This is a genomic window from Pseudoduganella sp. R-34, assembly GCF_049904655.1.
Taxonomy (GTDB): Bacteria; Pseudomonadota; Gammaproteobacteria; order Burkholderiales; family Burkholderiaceae_D; genus Rugamonas.
Genome location: NZ_CP184572.1, coordinates 686425 through 702959, shown reverse-complemented (window position 1 = coordinate 702959; position 16535 = coordinate 686425). Strand labels below are relative to the sequence as shown.

Here is a 16535-nt window from a genome sequence, read left to right as displayed (position 1 = left end):
TCAATCGTCCGGCATCTCCGCGTCATGCAATGGCGCGGTTTCGGTTTCAGCCAGGGCGCCGGCGATCCAGGCGTCGACGGCAGGATGGTTGCGCATGCGCTCGCAGTAGGCGGCCAGCGCCGGCGGCAGCGCCACGCCATAGGTCTTGAAGCGGCACACGACCGGCGCGAAGAAGGCGTCGGCAATCGAGAACTCGCCGAACAGGAATTCGTTGTGGCCGAAGCGGCTCAGGCATTCTTCCCACATCTCGCTGATGCGGCCAATGTCGGCCTGGGTGGCCGGGGTGCGTCCCTTGCCCGGGTAGCTGCCCTTGATGTTCATCGACATCGTGGTGCGCAGGCTGCCGAAGGAGCTGTGCATCTCGGCGCAGACCGAGCGCGCCAGGGCACGGGCGGCCACGTCGCGCGGCCACATGGGCTTGTCGGGGAATTGCTCGGCCAGGTATTCGCAGATCGCCAGGCTGTCCCAGATCGCCATGTCGCCGGCCAGCAGCACCGGCACGCGGCCACTGGCGCTGTACCTGGCGATATTGTTGGATGTGTCGGGCTGGTCGAGCAGCACGCGCACTTCGGTGAACGGGATATTGAAGGCTTTCATCGCAACCCACGGGCGCATCGACCAGGAGGAATAGTTCTTGTTGCCGATGACCAGGGTCAGGCCGGGTTCGCGCGCCGCGGCCAGGGTTTCGGCAAGTTTCGGGTCGAGTTCTGTGGTCTGCATGGTTCCTCTGCTCTGGTTTAACGGCCGCCGTAGGCGGCTTCCTGTTGTTCCTGCTCGGTGTAACCCTTTGGCGTGACGGTGCTGCCCAGGCGCGCCTTCAGCGATTGCGGGCGGCCGTCGAACAGCGCCGCATAGTACGTGGCGTTGACCATCACATTTTTCACGTAGCCGCGCGTTTCCGAGAACGGGATCGATTCAATGAAAATGGTGCTGTCCATCGGCTTGGCCAGCTGCGTGCGCCAGGAGCGCAGGCGTCCCGGCCCGGCGTTATAGGCGGCGGTAGCCAGCACCTGCGAGCCATCCATGCTGCCAAGGACCATGTTCAGGTAGTTCGCGCCCAGCAGGATATTGGTCTTCACGTCGGTCAGCATGCCCTGCACGAAATCGGTCAGCCCGATCTTGCGCGCCACCCAGCGGCCGGTCGACGGCATCACCTGCATCAGGCCCGAGGCGCCGACCGAGGATTGCGCATCCATCACGAAGCGCGATTCCTGGCGGATCAGGCCATATACCCAGGCGCGGTCCAGGCCCAGGGTGCTGGTGGTCGGCTGCATGATGTCGTCATGCGGAACCGGATAGCGGTGCGTGTAGTCGGCCTGCACGCGGGTCTTTTCGGAGGTGTACACCATGCGGTCCAGCACATGCTTTTCGCGCGCGAATTCGGCAGCGGCGATCAGCTCGCGCTCGTTCAGGCGGCGCGTCTCCCAGTTCCACTCGCGCGTGCCTTCGAAGCGCAGGCGCATTTCGAAGAACTTGAGCGCGCGCTGCAGGCCCGGGTTGGCGGCGATGGCGGCCATTTCGGCCGGCGTCGGGGCCGCGCCCGGCGGCGGGATGGTGACCAGCTGGCCCAGCTCTTCCCCGGCCAGGATGCCGTAGTAGCTGGACTGGTCGGCGATGCTGCGGTAGGCCGCCAGCACTTCCGGCGTGTTGCTGCCTGCTTCGGCGGCAAGGGCGCGCGCGTTCCAGTAGATCCAGGTCGGGTCCTTGCGCAGTTGCGGCGGCATGGCGGCGATGGTGGCCTTCACCGTTTTCCAGTCGCGCTCACGCAGGGCGATGCGGGTCTTCCATTGCATCTGGTCCAGCGACAGCGGGGCGCCGGCCGACTTGGCCCAGTAGCCAGCCGTGTCGGGCGAGAACGAGTAGGACGATACCAGCGCCAGGTTGGCCCAGCCGATCGCGCGCTCCTGCGGTGTCAGGTGCGGCGAGTTCTTTTCCAGCGCCATGCGCGCCAGGTTCATGCTGGTGCGGGCGCCGCGGCCCACTGCGACCAGGAAGGTTTCGTGGTCGGCACGTGTGCTGCCGGCGCCTTTGGCCAACGCCAGCGTCGGCAGGTCGACTGCCTGGCCCATCTTCTTGTCGGAGCCGTTCAGCAGGATCACGGTGCGCTTGGCAGGGCCCGTGGCATTGGTTTCGCCGGCCAGGCGCACCTGCCCCCACAAGTCATCCTCGGTGAATTGTCCGGTCTGCGCCAGCGCTGCGATCAGCGCACCGCATCCTTCGCCGTAGTAAGGCGGATAGACCAGCAGCGCGCGCGCATCGGCGGCGACGTTCTGGCCTTTGGAAAGGCGCGACAGCAGGTTGTAGCATTTGACCTGGGTGTCGTCCTGCAGCACGAACTGCGGGAACTGTTCGTCAAAAGTGGCCCACTCGCGCTTGCGGCCCAGTTCCAGCAGCCAGTCGTTGCGCATGCGGTCTGCGATCGCGCTGCCCTGGTATTTGCTCAGGAAGGCGCGCACTTCCGGATCGGTCGCTTCCTTGAAGCGGGCCTTCAGGCGGTAATAATCGACGTAGGAAGGAATCGAATAATCGGCAAGACGTGCGGCGTAAAACTCCGCCTTGGCGGCGTCGTCGCGCCGTACCGAATCACGCAGCAGGAGGAAGGCATCGTCTTCCTTGCGGCTGTCGCTTGCGTTATCCTGCGCCAAGGCCAGTGGCGAGGCGGCGCATGCTGCGACCATCAGTGCGCCGGCTATCCATTTCGAGGTGGAAATCAATGTACGACTCTCAAGGTAATTCACGATATGACCAGCCCAACTAGGATACCACGCAACCCCGACGGCCAGCCAGCATCCGGCAAGGCGGACCTGCGCAAGAAGATGCTGGCGGCACGCCGTGCGCTGGCGCCGGAAATGCGTGCGCAATGGGACAAGGAAATTGGTGCGAAGGTGGTCCAGTGGTGGCGTGAATCCGGTGTGGGATCGGTGGGCGTGTACTGGCCCTTGCGCGACGAGCCAAACTTGCATGCCTGTTATGCGGAGCTGGCGCAACTGGGCGTGAAACTGCTGCTGCCGGTGGTGCTGGAAAAGCATGCCCCGCTGGCATTCGCCGAGTGGACCATTGGCGAACCGATGGTGAAGGACCCGATGGGAGTGGCCGTGCCGGCCAAGCTGCGCCTGGTGGAAGAGTATCCGCCGGCTTTACTGGTGCCTTGCCTGGGCTATAACGCACAAGGCTACCGCCTGGGGTATGGCGGCGGTTTCTACGACCGCACGCTGGCGCGCGAACCGCGCCCGGCTACTGTGGGGGTGGCCTATCGCTGCCTCGCCGCCGAATTCGGCAGCGACGGACACGATGTGGCGCTGGACCGCATCATTACCGAAGACTAGAACCGGAAGACCTGTGCCTGACCCACAGGGTCAGGCACCCGGCCTGCGACGGCTGCGGGCCAAGTGTCGGACCCTGTGGGTCTGACACTGGTTTACCGGTTTCAGACCAGCCGGTTCCATAGTGCCGTCGTGGCGACGGCCTGGTTCATCGAATAGAAATGCAGGCCCGGCGCACCGCCAGCCAGCAGTCTTTCGCACAGCGCGCTGACCACGTCCAGGCCAAACGCCTTGATCGAAGCCGAATCGTCGCCGAACGATGCCAGCTTCAAGCGCACCCAGCGCGGAATCTCCGCACCGCACATATCCGAGAAGCGCATCAGCTGCGTGTAATTCGTGATCGGCATGATGCCGGCCACGATAGGCACGTTCACGCCCGCCTTCTGCGCCGCGTCGACGAAATGGAAGTATGCATCGGCGTTATAGAAGTACTGGGTGATCGCGGCATTGGCACCGGCATTCACCTTGCGCACGAAGGCCTGCATATCGTCCTGCGGCGAGCGTGCCTGCGGGTGAACTTCCGGGTAGGCCGCCACTTCGATATGGAACCAGTCGCCCGTTTCGGCGCGCACGAATTCCACCAGCTCATTGGCGTAGCGGAACTCGCCCGCCATGCCGTAGCCGGAAGGCAGGTCGCCGCGCAGCGCCACCAGGCGCTTGATGCCGTGCGCTTTGTACTGCTGCAGGATGGCGCGGATCGATTCGCGCGTGCCGCCGATGCAGGACAAGTGCGGCGCAGCGTCTTCGCCGGCCGCCATGATCTCGAGCACGGTATCCAGGGTGCCTTGCTGGGTCGAGCCGCCGGCGCCGAAGGTCACGGAAAAATACTTGGGATGCAGCTCGGACAGTTTGGCGCGCACGAGGCGCAGCTTCTCCGTCCCTTCCGCCGTTTTCGGCGGGAAGAATTCGATACTGAAATTATGGTTAGCCATCATTGTCTTTCAACAGGAGGGTAGACAAGGCCCAGGAAATCACGCTGTACAGGAGCGCTGCGAGGACGGCATAGCCAAAGCTGTCGACGTGGAAGCCGTCCACCACTTTCGCCACCAGCCAGAACATGAAGCCGTTGATGACGAAGATGAACAGGCCGAGCGACAGCACCGTGACGGGCAATGTCAGCAACAGCAGCAGCGGGCGCACCAGGGTGTTGACCAGGCCAAGCAGGAGGGCAGCAACCAAAGCGGCGCCAATGCTTGTGACACTGACGGAATGCATGAGGTAAGGCACCGCGAACAGCGCGGCGGCATTGATTATCCAGGTGAGAACCAAACGCATGATTTCATCTCGCTTCTTTAGAACCGGTAAACCGGTGTCCGCCCCGCAGGGTCAGACACCTGATACGCGGCAGTCGCCTGATTTGCAGTAGAGGACGGGAGCTGGACCTAGGGTCAGTTCCCGCCGCTTTACCGGTTTTAGTAGCGGTAGTGTTCAGGCTTGTAAGGGCCTTCGATCTTGACGTTGATATACGCTGCCTGCTCTTCGGTCAGGGTGGTCAGCTGCGCGTTCAGCTTCTTCAGCTGCAGGCGCGCGACCTTCTCGTCCAGGTGCTTCGGCAGGGTGTACACGCCGACCGGGTAAGCCTTGGTGTTGGCGAACAGCTCGATCTGGGCGATGGTCTGGTTGGCGAACGAGGACGACATCACGTACGAAGGGTGGCCGGTGCCGCAGCCCAGGTTCACCAGGCGGCCTTCCGCCAGCAGGATGATGCGCTTGCCGTCAGGGAAGATCACGTGGTCCACCTGCGGCTTGATGTTCTCCCACTGGTACTTCTTCAGCGAGGCGACATCGATCTCGTTGTCGAAGTGGCCGATGTTGCAGACGATGGCCTGGTCCTTCATCTTCAGCATGTGCTGCTCGGTCAGGATGTGGTAGTTGCCGGTGCAGGTCACGAAGATATCGCCGTGTTCAGCGGCGTAATCCATGGTCACCACGCGGTAGCCTTCCATTGCGGCCTGCAGGGCGCAGATCGGGTCGATCTCGGTCACCCACACTTGCGCCGACAGCGCGCGCATGGCTTGCGCCGAGCCCTTGCCCACGTCGCCGTAGCCGGCGATGACGGCGATCTTGCCGGCCACCATCACGTCGGTGGCGCGCTTGATGCCGTCCACCAGGGATTCGCGGCAGCCGTACAGGTTGTCGAACTTGGACTTGGTGACGGAGTCGTTCACGTTGATGGCCGGGAAGGCCAGCTTGCCTTCCTTGTGCATCTGGTACAGGCGATGCACGCCGGTGGTGGTTTCTTCGGTCACGCCGAGGATGTGCGGCAGGCGCTTGGAGTACCAGGTCGCGTCCTTGGCCAGGTGGGCCTTGATGGAGTTGAACAGGCAGATTTCTTCTTCCGAGCCTGGGTTGTTCAGTACGGAGATGTCTTTTTCAGCGCGCGCGCCCAGGTGCAGCAGCAGGGTTGCGTCGCCGCCGTCGTCCAGGATCATGTTGGAGTACACGCCTTCACCTGGCCATTCGAAGATGCGGTGGGTGTAGTCCCAGTAGTCGGCCAGGGTTTCGCCTTTGACTGCGAAGACCGGGGTGCCTGCCGATGCGATGGCGGCGGCGGCGTGGTCCTGGGTCGAGTAGATGTTGCAGGAGGCCCAGCGTACTTGCGCGCCCAGTGCTTCAAGGGTGCGGATCAGCACTGCGGTCTGGATGGTCATGTGCAGCGAGCCGGTGATGCGCGCGCCTTTCAGCGGCTGCGCAGCGGCGAATTCCTCGCGGATTGCCATCAGGCCTGGCATTTCCGTTTCGGCGATCTTGATCTCTTTTTCGCCCCAAGCGGCCAGGCCGATGTCAGCGATGATGTAGTCTTGGGAGTCTTTGAGTACGGCGTTCATCACGCCCTCCTTTCAGTGTGTTGAAAAAAGTAACGTGAGCGCGGTGTTGATGTTCCGAGCCTGGCCAGGCTTGCTGGTCGCAGCGCTCCTCGGAGGGGGTAGATTGTAACACTGTGCGAGCCCGAACCGGTAAACCGGTGTCTGACCCAAGGGGTCAGACACCTGATACGCGGCGGTCGCTGGCCGGGGTGTCTGACCCTGCGGGTCAGACGGGACGGCCATCCGGCCGGTTTGCCGGTTTAGAGGCCCGCAGCGGCGCGCAGGATCGCGGCCTTGTCGGTGCGCTCCCAGCTGAACTCCGGCTCTTCGCGGCCGAAGTGTCCGTAAGCGGCGGTCTTGGTGTAGATCGGGCGCAGCAGGTCCAGCATCTGCACGATGCCTTTCGGGCGCAGGTCGAAGTGTTCCTGCACCAGTTGTGCGATCTTCTCGTCGGAGATCACGCCGGTGCCTTCGGTGTACACGGTGATGTTGATCGGGCGTGCCACGCCGATCGCGTACGACACCTGCACCTGGCACTGGCGCGCCAGGCCCGCGGCCACCACGTTCTTGGCTACGTAACGCGCAGCGTAGGCTGCGGAACGGTCGACTTTCGATGGGTCCTTGCCGGAGAACGCGCCGCCGCCGTGCGGGGCTGCGCCGCCGTAGGTGTCGACGATGATCTTGCGGCCGGTCAGGCCGCAGTCGCCCTGCGGGCCGCCGATGACGAAACGGCCGGTCGGGTTGACCAGGAACTTGGTGTCCTTGATCCATTCGGTCGGCAGCACCGGGCGGATGATCTCTTCGATCACCGCTTCTTCGATCTGCTTGTGGCTCAGTTCAGGCGCGTGCTGGGTCGACAGCACGACGGTATCCACGGAGACCGGGCGGCCGTCGACGTAGCGCAGGGTGACCTGCGATTTCGCATCAGGACGCAGCCATGGCAGGCGGCCGTCCTTGCGCAGCTGCGATTGGCGCTCGACCAGGCGGTGCGAGTAGTAGATCGGCGCTGGCATCAGTTCCGGGGTTTCATCGCAGGCGTAGCCGAACATCAGGCCCTGGTCGCCGGCGCCCTGGTCCAGGTCGATGCCTGCACCTTCATCGACGCCCTGGGCGATGTCGGGCGATTGCTTGTCGTAAGCAACCAGCACGGCGCAGCCCTTGTAGTCGATACCGTATTCGGTGTTGTCGTAGCCGATGCGCTTGATGGTATCGCGGGCTACTTGAATATAATCCACGTTGGCGTGGGTGGTGATTTCACCTGCCAGCACCACCAGGCCGGTATTGCACAGGGTTTCCGCGGCAACGCGGGCACGTGGGTCCTGGGTCAGGATGGCATCCAGAATCGCGTCGGAAATCTGGTCGGCTACCTTGTCCGGGTGGCCTTCAGAGACGGATTCAGAGGTAAACAGGAAATCGTTGGACATCGCAAGCTCCTAGCTTTGGTTCTAAATAACATTGTCGCAAAACCAATAAAGCTTGCGACGCTTTAGCGAAGTTTGTATCCCGCCTCGCAAGTTGTCTGTTAACTCAGCGGCTACTGCAACGTGGTATTTTACGCTTCTTAAAAAATTTTTGTGCAGAGCAACGTAAAAATGCTCTTATAAATTAAGAAATGCTGTTAAGAATATTTCGCTTCTTCTCCATCTTCCCCCTGCCAATCCTGCATGCCCTGGGCGTGGGTCTCGGCTGGCTGGTCTACCTGCTCTCCCCTTCCTACCGGCGCCGCATGCGCGCCAATATGAAACAGGCCGGGTTCGGCGAACACCTGGGCAGCGCCGTGGGGGAAGCGGGCAAGGCCATTGCCGAACTGCCGTTCATCTGGTGCGCCGACCCGCAGCGCGTGACCGACCGCGCCACCGTCGAAAACTGGGGCCTGGTGCAGCAATACCTCGATGCCGGCAAGGGCATTGTCTTCCTGACCCCGCACCTGGGCTGTTTTGAGATCACCGCGCAGGAAATCGCCCACCGCACCGAGCTGATGGTGATGTACCGTCCGCCCCGCAAGGAAGCGATGAAGCCGCTGATCGAGGGCGCCCGCGCCCGCAAGAACCTGTTGCTGGCGCCTGCGAACATGGGCGGCGTGCGCATGCTGGCCAAGTTCCTGAAGAAAGGCCAGCCGATCGGCCTGCTGCCCGACCAGGTGCCGCAGGAAGGCGAAGGCGTGTGGGCCGATTTCTTCGGCCGCACTGCCTACACCATGACCTTGCCGGCCAAGATGGCGCAGCTGGGCGATGCCGTGATCCTGATCGTCTACGCCGAACGCCTGCCGGGCGGCAAGGGCTACGTGGTGCGTTTCGTGCCGTTCGAGGGCTCGCTGGAAGGCGATTCCGCCGCCCAGGCGCGCGCCATCAACGCTGAAATGGAGAAGCTGATCGCGCGTTGTCCGGCCCAGTACTACTGGAGCTATAACCGCTACAAAGTGCCGGCCGGCGTGACCGGTCCGGGCGCCGCGGCGCAGGAGGCATCGGCATGAGGCTCCTGCTGGGGATGATGTGGTTGCTGCACTGGTTGCCGCTGCCGGTGCTGGGCCGCATCGGCAAGGCCGTTGGCAACCTGCTGTTTATCGTGATGGGACCACGCCGCGAGATCGCGCTGACCAACCTGCGCCTGACCATGCCGGAATTGACGGAGGAACAGCGGCGTGGCATCGCGCGCCAGCACTTCCAGGCCTATTCGCGCAGCGTGCTGGAACGCTCGATCCTGTGGTGGGCCTCCGAACAGCGCCTGCGCAGGCTGATCAAGGTGGAAACCAGCGACGGCATGGCGCCCGGCAAGGTTCCGGTTGCCGAGATGACGGAAAAGCCGACCATCCTGCTCTGCCCGCATTTCGTTTGCCTGGACGTGGGCGGCGCCTCGATCGCCATGGAAGCGTCGGCATCGTCGATGTACGTCGCGCAAAAAAACAAGGTCTTCGATGAAGTGTTGCGCGCCGGCCGCGCGCGTTTCAAGCCGGTCAGGCTGTTCACGCGCCAGGACGGCATCAAGCCCATCCTGCGCGCGCTGAAGGAAAAGCTGCCTTACTTCATGCTGCCGGACATGGACTTTGGCGACAAGGATGCGGAATTCGTGCCCTTCTTCGGCGTACCCGCCGCGACCTTGACCGCTACTGCGCGCATCGCCGCGGCAACCGGCGGCCAGGTGATGCCGGTGATCGCCACTTTCCTGCCCAATTACGAAGGCTACCGTGTGAAGTTCTATCCGGTGTGGGAGAATTACCCAGGGCCCGACATGGTCGCGGCAACGCGCCGCATGAATGAATTTATCGAAGAACGCGTCAAGGAAGCGCCGGCCGAATACTTCTGGACCCACAAGCGTTTCAAGACCCGCCCGGATGGCCAGCCTTCTTTCTATTCAAAGAAAAAATGAAACTCAAATTCACCAAGATGCACGGCGCAGGCAATGACTTCGTGGTCATCGACGCCATTAACCAGAAAATCGATTTCAGCCCCGCCCAGTGGCAAGCACTGGCCGACCGCCGGTTCGGCGTCGGTGCGGACCAGATGCTGGTGGTGGAAAAGTCGAGCGTGCCGGGTTGCGATTTCCGCTACCGCATCTTCAACAATGACGGCGGCGAGGTGGAACAGTGCGGCAATGGTTCGCGCGCCTTCGTCAAGTTCGTGGTCGAAAAAGGCCTGACCGCGGCACGCAAGATCAGGGTGGAAACGCTGGCCGGCATCATCGAACCGCGCCTGGAGGATGACGGCAGCATCACGGTTGACATGGGCGCCCCTGTGCTCGATCCGGCCCAAGTGCCGTTCGATGCGGAGGGCTTGCAGGGCCAGCCGGAAGGCCGCGAAACCCTGTGGCCGCTGGTGCTCGAACTGGGCGGCCAGCGCGAAGCGGTGCAGGTGTCGGTGGTGTCGATGGGGAACCCGCACGCGGTGCAGGTGGTGGCTGACGTCGACAGCGCGCCGGTGGAGCTGGTGGGGCCGCTGATCGAGCACCATCTGCGCTTCCCCAAGCGGGTGAATGCCGGCTTCATGCAGCTGGTGAACCGCCAACACGTCAAGCTGCGCGTATTCGAGCGCGGCGCCGGCGAGACGCTGGCTTGCGGCACCGGCGCTTGCGCGGCGGTGGTGGCAGGCATTCGTCGCGGCTTGCTCGATTCGCCGGTGCGGGTTGACGCACGCGGCGGGCAATTGTCGATTGCGTGGGCGGGCGAGGGCCAGCCAGTTTACCTGACCGGGCCGGCCGTGACCGTCTTCGAAGGCGAGATCACGATCTGAAACCGGTAAACCTGGGTCAGACCCTGGGGTCTGACCCAGGTTTACCGGTTCTCAAGCAGCCGCCATCATGTCGGCGCCCAACCAGCTCTTGAGCCGGTACAGCCGCTGCCGGTAATTTCCTTCCATATCCGCATCCACCTGCTCGAACAGGCGCACGATGCGGTCCAGCTTCTGCCGCTCCGCCGCGGTGCGCACCAGCACCAGGCGGCGCTTGCTGCGGCCATAACTGGCGCGAATATCGACCACCAGGCAATGCCCCTGGTCGGCCGCCTTCACGTCCAATAGCAAAGCTTCGGCGCGCGTCAGGCGGAACAGGGCCGCCAGCTCGATGCGCGCCGCCAGCAATGGCTGGCTGCTAAGGATTTCACGCGTCAGCAACGGCAACAGCGGATCGGCCCAGCCTGCCGGCGGTGGCGGCGGCGCGATCCGGTCCAGTGCCTGCTGCGCCTCGGCGCTGCCCTGGGCTGCCGCCTTTTGCAGCCAGAACACGGCCCGCACATCATTGTCCTCGGCGCCACGGCGCGCGCGCCAGGCATGGATGCCGCATTCCAGCTGCGCCCCGCTATGCCCCATGTCCGCCGCCCGTTCCAGGCAGGCCTGCGCCTCGCTCGCGCTGCGCTGGGAGAACTCGGGGCGGATATAGATGCGCGACATGGCAAACCAGGCATCGGCCAGCCCTTGCTCGCCGGCCTGGGCCAGCCAGCGCAGGGCGCGCTTGAAGTTGACTGTGCCGCTGCTGGACTCGACCCGGTCGCCCTCGCTGTTCATGCGGGCCAGGTGCAGGCCCAACGCCAACTGGGCATCGCGGTCGCCGCCCTGGGCTGCCATGGTACGCAAGCGCAGCAGCTCGTCCTGGTCGGCATCCGGCTCGGCCTCCAGCGCGCGCCAGGCATCCGGCACACTGGACGGCACCTCGCGGCCCGGCACCGCGCGCGGCATCGCTGGCGCGGCGGCCTGGCGCGGCTGGCCCGTCGCGGCTGGCGGCGATGGATCGACGCGTCGCAGTTGCGCCAGCACGCGCACCGCCGCCGGGATACCTTCCTGCGCGGCGCGCACGAACCACTGCAATGCCTGGGCCCGCGCAGGCTGCGCGACTTCGAAGGGGATGTTGGCGCCAATCAGTTGCCAGGCTTCCTCCACGCCCTGGGTCGCGGCGCGGCATAGCCAATGCAAGGCTGTCGGCATGTTCCGTGGCAGGCTGGCCCCGCCAAAAAGGTAGAGCTTGCCCAGCGCTAACTGGGCTGCGGCGTCTCCTGACCGCGCTCCCCTGATAATCACCAGCTCGTCTCGATTTGCCATCGATGTATCCGGTTCCAAGGAATAAGCTGCATGTCCAGTGTAGCCGCACCACTATGCGCTGGCGCATGACTCCCGGACTTTTTGATATGTGACAAATGTGACAGCCCTAGCTTTCGGCTTCCTTACAGCTCTTTCACTAAATGAACAGGCTGGCAAGCGTTTCAAAAATACAACAGCACTGGACGGTTTTGACCCTTTTTCGTGCAGGTAGATGACCAATCGGCCCGAATACGGCGCTGTCTGCACTTATCGTATAAGCATCCCTGTACCCGGTTTGACTCATAAAAAGGAAGAACACATGAAGAAATCGTTATTGGCCCTGGCCTTGATGGGCGCCTTCAGCAGTGCCGCCTTTGCCCAATCCTCGGTCACAATTTATGGCACGCTGGATGCCGGCATTACCAAGACGACCCATACAGCCAATTCCGCCGTCCAGGAAGCCAAGCGCGACAACAACAAGCTGGGCTTCCGCGGGGTGGAAGACCTGGGCAGCGGCCTGAAGGCGCTGTTCCAGCTGGAGATCCGCTTCGAGCCCGATACCGGCACCATTGAAGGCGTGACCCGTCCGCTGTTCCAGGGCCAGAGCCGGGTCGGCCTGCAAGGCGGCTTCGGTACCATTCGCGCCGGCCGCGCACTGACTTCCCTGCAGGAAACCACGACCCAGTTCGAGCCATGGTCCGGCATGCCGAACCCCGCCGGCTTTCAGACCGACATCATGGTGGCGGGCTACCGCACCGCCCTGTCGGGCAGCGGCTCCGATCCTCTGGGCATTGCCGGCAATTCCGGCAACCGCTTCTCCAACGCCATCTGGTACAACACGCCGGTGTGGAATGGCTTCCAGCTCAATGTGAACATCGGCAGCAAGGAAAACAATGGCCTGACGACTCCGATCGTCGGCCGCGGCACCGCGGCGGCGCCGCAGTATCCGGTGGGCTCGCTGGCCGGCGCCTATCCGTATTCGGTCAGCGCTACGTACATGGCGCCGGGCACGATGCCGCAGTGGGCGATCTACGCCGGTACCGAACGCAATGCCACCGAGGTCAAATGGCATTCGATCGGCGCTTATTACCGCCCGATTCCTGACCTGAAGCTGATGGCCAACTACGGTAAACAGGACCTGGGCCATATCCTGGCCAGCAATGACGGCATCACTTCCTGGATGCTGGGTGCGAACTACACTGTCGGGCCGGGCAAGTTCCTGATCGGCTACGGCCAGAAGGACCCGGATGGGCAGTTGAAGACCAAGCAGTTCTCGGTCGGCTATGAATACAGCCTGTCGCCGCGTACCTATCTGTACCTGGACCTGTCGCAGAAGAAGCTGCCGCTCACTGCGACGGCGACTTCGGATACTAACCAGAATCATTACGCGCTGGGTATTCATCACAACTTCTAAAACCGGTAAACCTGGGTCAGACCCAAGGGGCTGACCCAGTCTGCTCTTCCGCCGCGGGTTAAGTGTCAGACCCTTGGGTCTGACACTGGTTTACCGGTTTGGATCGGTTAAAATGTCCACGCCTGCAACATTCGATGTGACATCAACAATGACCGACACCCTGGATTCCGCAATCGTCGCGCAGTACCTGGCCGACAATCCCCACTTCTTCGAAGAACACGCCAATCTGCTCGGCGACGTCAGGCTGTCCAGCCCACTGACCGGGCGTGCGGTCTCGCTGCAGGAACGCCAGATGGAAGTCATGCGCGACAAATACAAGGCTCTGGAATTGCGCATGGCAGAACTGACCCGCCACGCGGAGGCCAATGCCGCCATTGCCAACCGCTTCCACAGCTGGAACCAGGCCATCCTGCAAACCCGCGACGATGCCGAAGTGCCGCGCGCCATCGTGCAAGGCCTGGTCGACAGCTTCCAGGTGCCGGCCGCGACCCTGCGCCTGTTCAACGTGAGCGACGAATTCGCCGGCGCATGGTTTGCCAGCGGCGTCTCCGAGGATGCCCGCCTGTTCGCCAACAGCCTGTTGACGCCTTACTGCGGCAGCAACAACGATTTCGAAGCGGTGCGCTGGCTGGACGATGCGGAGCGCATCAAGTCAACGGTCATCCTGCCGCTGCGCAAGCCCGGCGCCAAAGGCCCGGCCTTCGGCCTGCTGATCATGGGCTCGCCGGACCCGGAACGCTTCACGTCCCTGATGGCGACCGATTTCCTGGTCCACATCGGCGAAACAGCCAGCGTTGCCCTGGCGCCCCTGCTGGCCTAGCATCAAGGCCGACCCTTCCATGAGCGGCGCCGGCAAGCTCGAACAGGCCGACGCCTACCTGGCCCACCTGGCCGCCCAGCGCAAGCTGTCCGCGCACACGGTCGCTGCTTACGGGCGCGACCTGCGCGAGCTGGCCGCGCTGTCCGACGGCAAAGCCTGGGACGCCCTCAGCCACTTCGATATCCGCCGCTACGCGGCCCAGCTGCATAGCCGCGGCCTGGATGCGCGCAGCATCGCGCGCAAGCTGTCCGGCTGGCGCGGCTTCTTTGCCTGGCTGGGCCAGCACAGCGCGCTGGCCGCCAATCCGGTGGAAGGCGTGCGCGCGCCCAAGCGGGCCAAGACCTTGCCCAAGGCCCTCTCGGCCGACGATGCGGTGCAGCTGGTGGCGCCTGCCATGCCGGCTGCCGATGCTGGCGAGCCGGCCCGCCTGTGCGACCGCGCCATGTTCGAACTGCTGTATTCGAGCGGCCTGCGGGTGTCCGAACTGGCCAGCCTGGACCGCGAATTCCGCAAGGCCGGCGATGGCCAGCCCGCATCGCTGGGCTGGCTGGAACTGGGCAACGCGGAAGTCGTGGTGACCGGCAAGGGCAACAAGATGCGCCGCGTGCCAGTCGGCAGCGCCGCCCTCGATGCCCTGCAACGCTGGCTGGCGGTGCGCCCGGCGCCGGCCGATGGCAGCAATGCCCTGTTCGTCAACGAGCGCGGCAAGCGCGTCACGCCGCGCGTGGTGCAGCTGCGGCTGAAGGCCCACGGCATCCGGGCCGGTGCGCCGGTCGCGGTGCATCCGCACATGCTGCGTCATTCGTTTGCCTCGCACGTGCTGCAATCCTCGGGCGACCTGCGCGCCGTGCAGGACATGCTGGGCCACGCCAGCATCACTTCGACCCAGGTGTATACCGCCCTTGATTTCCAGCACCTGGCGCTGGTCTATGACAAGGCCCATCCAAGGGCTAAAATTAAATAGCCGGGAACTTGATCCCGCTCAAGTTTGCCCATTTGCCAGCATTTCCAGAATTCCGGCATAATCGACCGATTCCAAATGCTTCTCGTACGACTATGGCAATGATTCCCACCACTATCCTGACCGGCTTTCTTGGCGCCGGCAAAACCACGCTGCTGAACCGCATCCTGCGTGAAGAGCATGGCATGAAGATCGCCGTGATCGAAAACGAGTTTGGCCAGGAAAATATCGACAACGAAATCCTGGTGCAGGAATCGCGCGAGCAAATCGTGGAAATGAATAACGGCTGCATCTGCTGCACCGTGCGCGGCGACCTGATCGTCGGCCTGAGCGATTTGGCCAAGCGCCGCGCCGCCGGCGAAATCGAGTTCGACCGCGTCGTGATTGAAACCACCGGCCTGGCCAATCCCGGCCCGGTGGCCCAGACTTTCTTCATCGACGAGGAAGTAGGCGCTAACTACCTGCTCGACGCCGTGGTCACGGTGGTCGATGCGCGCCACGCCATGCAGCAGCTGGACGAGCACGAAGAAGCGCAGCGCCAGGTCGGCTTTGCCGACAAGATCCTGCTGTCCAAGACCGACCTGGTGGATGCCGCCGCCGTCGATGCACTGACTGCCCGCCTGAAGCGCATCAACCCGCGCGCGCCGATCAGCCGTTCCGATTTCGGCAAGGCGCCGCTGACCGAGGTGCTCGACCTGCGCGGCTTCAACCTGAATGAAAAGCTGGAAATCGATCCCGACTTCCTGGCCGAGGACCTTCACGATGGAAGCGAGCACGACCACGAACATGGCCATGTGCACGACGAGCACTGCGGCCATCACGATCATCACCACGCCCATCATACCGACGATATCGCGGCCTTCGTCTTCAAGAGCGAACGCCCGTTCGACCCGGCCAAGCTGGACGAATTCCTGGGCGGTCTCGTTGATGTGTACGGTCCTCGCATGTTGCGTTACAAAGGCGTATTGTTGATGCAGGGCGCAGAGAGGAAAGTAGTGTTCCAGGGCGTGCACCAGTTGATGGGCAGCGACCTGGGTGCAAAATGGGGTGAAAACGAGACACGGGCAAGCAAAATGGTGTTTATTGGCAAAAATCTCCCAAAAGACATCTTTATTACTGGCCTTGAACAATGTTTGGTATAAACTAAGGCGTTTTTTTTGACGCCACCCAAGCAGAAATTTGAAAACTCTGTCGTATCGAAGGTAAGCGAAGTCATGACAAAAGCAAATAAATCGACCCCCGCCGCAGAAGTCCTGCTCACCGAGGAAGAAATTCTGAAGATGAGCGACAAGGACTATATGAATCCGGCCCAGATGGCGTTTTTCAAGAACAAGCTGCAGAACCTTGAAAAAGAATTGCTGAAGAACGCTGGCGAAACCACCGAACACCTGCGCGAAACCGTGCTGGTGCCGGACCCCGCCGACCGCGCCACCATCGAAGAAGAGCACGCATTGGAACTGCGTACCCGTGACCGTGAGCGCAAGCTGCTGAAGAAAGTGCAGCAATCGATCGCGGCAATCGACAATAACGACTATGGTTATTGCGAGGAGACCGGCGAACCGATCGGCATTCCACGCCTGATCGCACGTCCAACGGCTACCCTGTCGCTGGAAGCACAGCAGCGCCGTGAGCTGAAACAGAAGCTGTACGGCGACTGAACTGCCACAAATCGAGAAAAAGCACGCTTAGGCGTGCTTTTTTCTTTT

The 16535-nt window shown here is 62.8% G+C and carries 16 protein-coding genes and 1 riboswitch; of the genes, 9 read left to right on the top strand and 7 right to left on the bottom strand.

Annotation, left to right across the window (positions count from 1 at the left end):
- Window positions 1-720, bottom strand: a complete 720-nt coding sequence (locus ACN9MW_RS03360; RefSeq protein WP_426167571.1) for a glutathione S-transferase family protein — start codon at window positions 718-720, stop codon at window positions 1-3.
- Window positions 721-737: 17 nt separating this feature from the next.
- A complete protein-coding gene (locus ACN9MW_RS03355; RefSeq protein ID WP_426167569.1) occupies window positions 738-2714 on the bottom strand; it encodes a transglycosylase SLT domain-containing protein in 1977 nt (658 codons plus the stop codon).
- 27 nt (window positions 2715-2741) lie between these two features.
- Between ACN9MW_RS03355 and ACN9MW_RS03350 the strand changes: the two genes are divergently transcribed.
- On the top strand, window positions 2742-3326 hold the full coding sequence (locus ACN9MW_RS03350; protein WP_426167567.1) for a 5-formyltetrahydrofolate cyclo-ligase: 585 nt from the start codon (window positions 2742-2744) through the stop codon (window positions 3324-3326).
- Window positions 3327-3427: 101 nt separating this feature from the next.
- Here ACN9MW_RS03350 and metF read toward each other — a convergent pair whose 3' ends face one another.
- The 4 genes from metF to metK all read right to left on the bottom strand — a co-directional run bounded on the left by metF (window position 3428) and on the right by metK (window position 7554).
- Complete coding sequence (gene metF / locus ACN9MW_RS03345; RefSeq protein ID WP_426172108.1) at window positions 3428-4255, bottom strand: methylenetetrahydrofolate reductase [NAD(P)H]; 828 nt, start codon at window positions 4253-4255, stop codon at window positions 3428-3430.
- Entirely contained in the window at window positions 4248-4598 is a 351-nt protein-coding gene (locus ACN9MW_RS03340) for a phage holin family protein (protein ID WP_426167565.1), read from the bottom strand. The genes metF and ACN9MW_RS03340 overlap by 8 nt, the downstream gene beginning before the upstream one ends.
- Window positions 4599-4735: 137 nt before the next feature.
- Window positions 4736-6151, bottom strand: a complete 1416-nt coding sequence (ahcY, locus tag ACN9MW_RS03335) for an adenosylhomocysteinase (protein ID WP_426167563.1) — start codon at window positions 6149-6151, stop codon at window positions 4736-4738.
- A 29-nt stretch (window positions 6152-6180) separates the two neighbouring features.
- Window positions 6181-6248: riboswitch (S-adenosyl-L-homocysteine riboswitch) on the bottom strand.
- 142 nt (window positions 6249-6390) lie between these two features.
- Window positions 6391-7554 carry a methionine adenosyltransferase gene (gene metK, locus ACN9MW_RS03330; RefSeq protein WP_426167561.1) on the bottom strand — a complete coding sequence of 388 codons (1164 nt, stop codon included), beginning with the start codon at window positions 7552-7554 and terminating at the stop codon, window positions 6391-6393.
- 188 nt (window positions 7555-7742) lie between these two features.
- Between metK and ACN9MW_RS03325 the strand changes: the two genes are divergently transcribed.
- The 3 genes from ACN9MW_RS03325 to dapF are packed head-to-tail and all read left to right on the top strand — an operon-like array spanning window position 7743 to window position 10356.
- On the top strand, window positions 7743-8603 hold the full coding sequence (locus tag ACN9MW_RS03325) for a lysophospholipid acyltransferase family protein (RefSeq protein WP_426167559.1): 861 nt from the start codon (window positions 7743-7745) through the stop codon (window positions 8601-8603).
- The gene (locus tag ACN9MW_RS03320; protein ID WP_426167557.1) at window positions 8600-9496 is read left to right on the top strand and encodes a lipid A biosynthesis acyltransferase; all 897 of its coding nucleotides are present in this window, start codon (window positions 8600-8602) and stop codon (window positions 9494-9496) included. Before ACN9MW_RS03325 ends, ACN9MW_RS03320 begins: the two co-directional genes overlap by 4 nt.
- Window positions 9493-10356 carry a diaminopimelate epimerase gene (dapF, locus tag ACN9MW_RS03315; protein ID WP_426167555.1) on the top strand — a complete coding sequence of 288 codons (864 nt, stop codon included), beginning with the start codon at window positions 9493-9495 and terminating at the stop codon, window positions 10354-10356. Before ACN9MW_RS03320 ends, dapF begins: the two co-directional genes overlap by 4 nt.
- Before the next feature lie 51 nt (window positions 10357-10407).
- Here dapF and ACN9MW_RS03310 read toward each other — a convergent pair whose 3' ends face one another.
- On the bottom strand, window positions 10408-11655 hold the full coding sequence (locus ACN9MW_RS03310; RefSeq protein ID WP_426167553.1) for an SEL1-like repeat protein: 1248 nt from the start codon (window positions 11653-11655) through the stop codon (window positions 10408-10410).
- Between the two features lie 298 nt (window positions 11656-11953).
- Here ACN9MW_RS03310 and ACN9MW_RS03305 point away from each other — a divergent pair, with 298 nt between their 5' ends.
- The 5 genes from ACN9MW_RS03305 (at window position 11954) to dksA (ending at window position 16487) form a co-directional block, all read left to right on the top strand.
- Window positions 11954-13048 (top strand): porin, encoded by a 1095-nt coding sequence (locus tag ACN9MW_RS03305; RefSeq protein WP_426167551.1) that lies wholly within the window; start codon window positions 11954-11956, stop codon window positions 13046-13048.
- Window positions 13049-13196: 148 nt separating this feature from the next.
- The gene (locus ACN9MW_RS03300) at window positions 13197-13868 is read left to right on the top strand and encodes a DUF484 family protein (protein WP_426167549.1); all 672 of its coding nucleotides are present in this window, start codon (window positions 13197-13199) and stop codon (window positions 13866-13868) included.
- 19 nt (window positions 13869-13887) lie between these two features.
- Complete coding sequence (locus tag ACN9MW_RS03295; RefSeq protein WP_426167547.1) at window positions 13888-14832, top strand: tyrosine recombinase XerC; 945 nt, start codon at window positions 13888-13890, stop codon at window positions 14830-14832.
- A 92-nt stretch (window positions 14833-14924) separates the two neighbouring features.
- On the top strand, window positions 14925-15971 hold the full coding sequence (locus tag ACN9MW_RS03290; protein WP_426167545.1) for a CobW family GTP-binding protein: 1047 nt from the start codon (window positions 14925-14927) through the stop codon (window positions 15969-15971).
- A 72-nt stretch (window positions 15972-16043) separates the two neighbouring features.
- Window positions 16044-16487, top strand: coding sequence for an RNA polymerase-binding protein DksA (dksA, locus tag ACN9MW_RS03285; RefSeq protein ID WP_057265949.1), 444 nt, complete (start codon window positions 16044-16046; stop codon window positions 16485-16487).
- The last annotated feature ends 48 nt before the right edge of the window (window positions 16488-16535 follow it).

Excerpts from the sequence above, each read along its gene's own strand:
- ahcY (WP_426167563.1), bottom strand. The coding sequence starts at position 6,151 with ATGAACGCCGTACTCAAAGACTCCCAAGACTACATCATCGCTGACATC.
- ACN9MW_RS03290 (WP_426167545.1), top strand. The coding sequence starts at position 14,925 with ATGGCAATGATTCCCACCACTATCCTGACCGGCTTTCTTGGCGCCGGC.
- metF (WP_426172108.1), bottom strand. The coding sequence starts at position 4,255 with ATGGCTAACCATAATTTCAGTATCGAATTCTTCCCGCCGAAAACGGCG.
- ACN9MW_RS03350 (WP_426167567.1), top strand. The coding sequence starts at position 2,742 with ATGACCAGCCCAACTAGGATACCACGCAACCCCGACGGCCAGCCAGCA.
- ACN9MW_RS03340 (WP_426167565.1), bottom strand. The coding sequence starts at position 4,598 with ATGCGTTTGGTTCTCACCTGGATAATCAATGCCGCCGCGCTGTTCGCG.
- ACN9MW_RS03305 (WP_426167551.1), top strand. The coding sequence starts at position 11,954 with ATGAAGAAATCGTTATTGGCCCTGGCCTTGATGGGCGCCTTCAGCAGT.
- ACN9MW_RS03320 (WP_426167557.1), top strand. The coding sequence starts at position 8,600 with ATGAGGCTCCTGCTGGGGATGATGTGGTTGCTGCACTGGTTGCCGCTG.
- dksA (WP_057265949.1), top strand. The coding sequence starts at position 16,044 with ATGACAAAAGCAAATAAATCGACCCCCGCCGCAGAAGTCCTGCTCACC.
- ACN9MW_RS03300 (WP_426167549.1), top strand. The coding sequence starts at position 13,197 with ATGACCGACACCCTGGATTCCGCAATCGTCGCGCAGTACCTGGCCGAC.
- metK (WP_426167561.1), bottom strand. The coding sequence starts at position 7,554 with ATGTCCAACGATTTCCTGTTTACCTCTGAATCCGTCTCTGAAGGCCAC.
- ACN9MW_RS03295 (WP_426167547.1), top strand. The coding sequence starts at position 13,888 with ATGAGCGGCGCCGGCAAGCTCGAACAGGCCGACGCCTACCTGGCCCAC.
- dapF (WP_426167555.1), top strand. The coding sequence starts at position 9,493 with ATGAAACTCAAATTCACCAAGATGCACGGCGCAGGCAATGACTTCGTG.
- ACN9MW_RS03360 (WP_426167571.1), bottom strand. The coding sequence starts at position 720 with ATGCAGACCACAGAACTCGACCCGAAACTTGCCGAAACCCTGGCCGCG.
- ACN9MW_RS03310 (WP_426167553.1), bottom strand. The coding sequence starts at position 11,655 with ATGGCAAATCGAGACGAGCTGGTGATTATCAGGGGAGCGCGGTCAGGA.
- ACN9MW_RS03325 (WP_426167559.1), top strand. The coding sequence starts at position 7,743 with ATGCTGTTAAGAATATTTCGCTTCTTCTCCATCTTCCCCCTGCCAATC.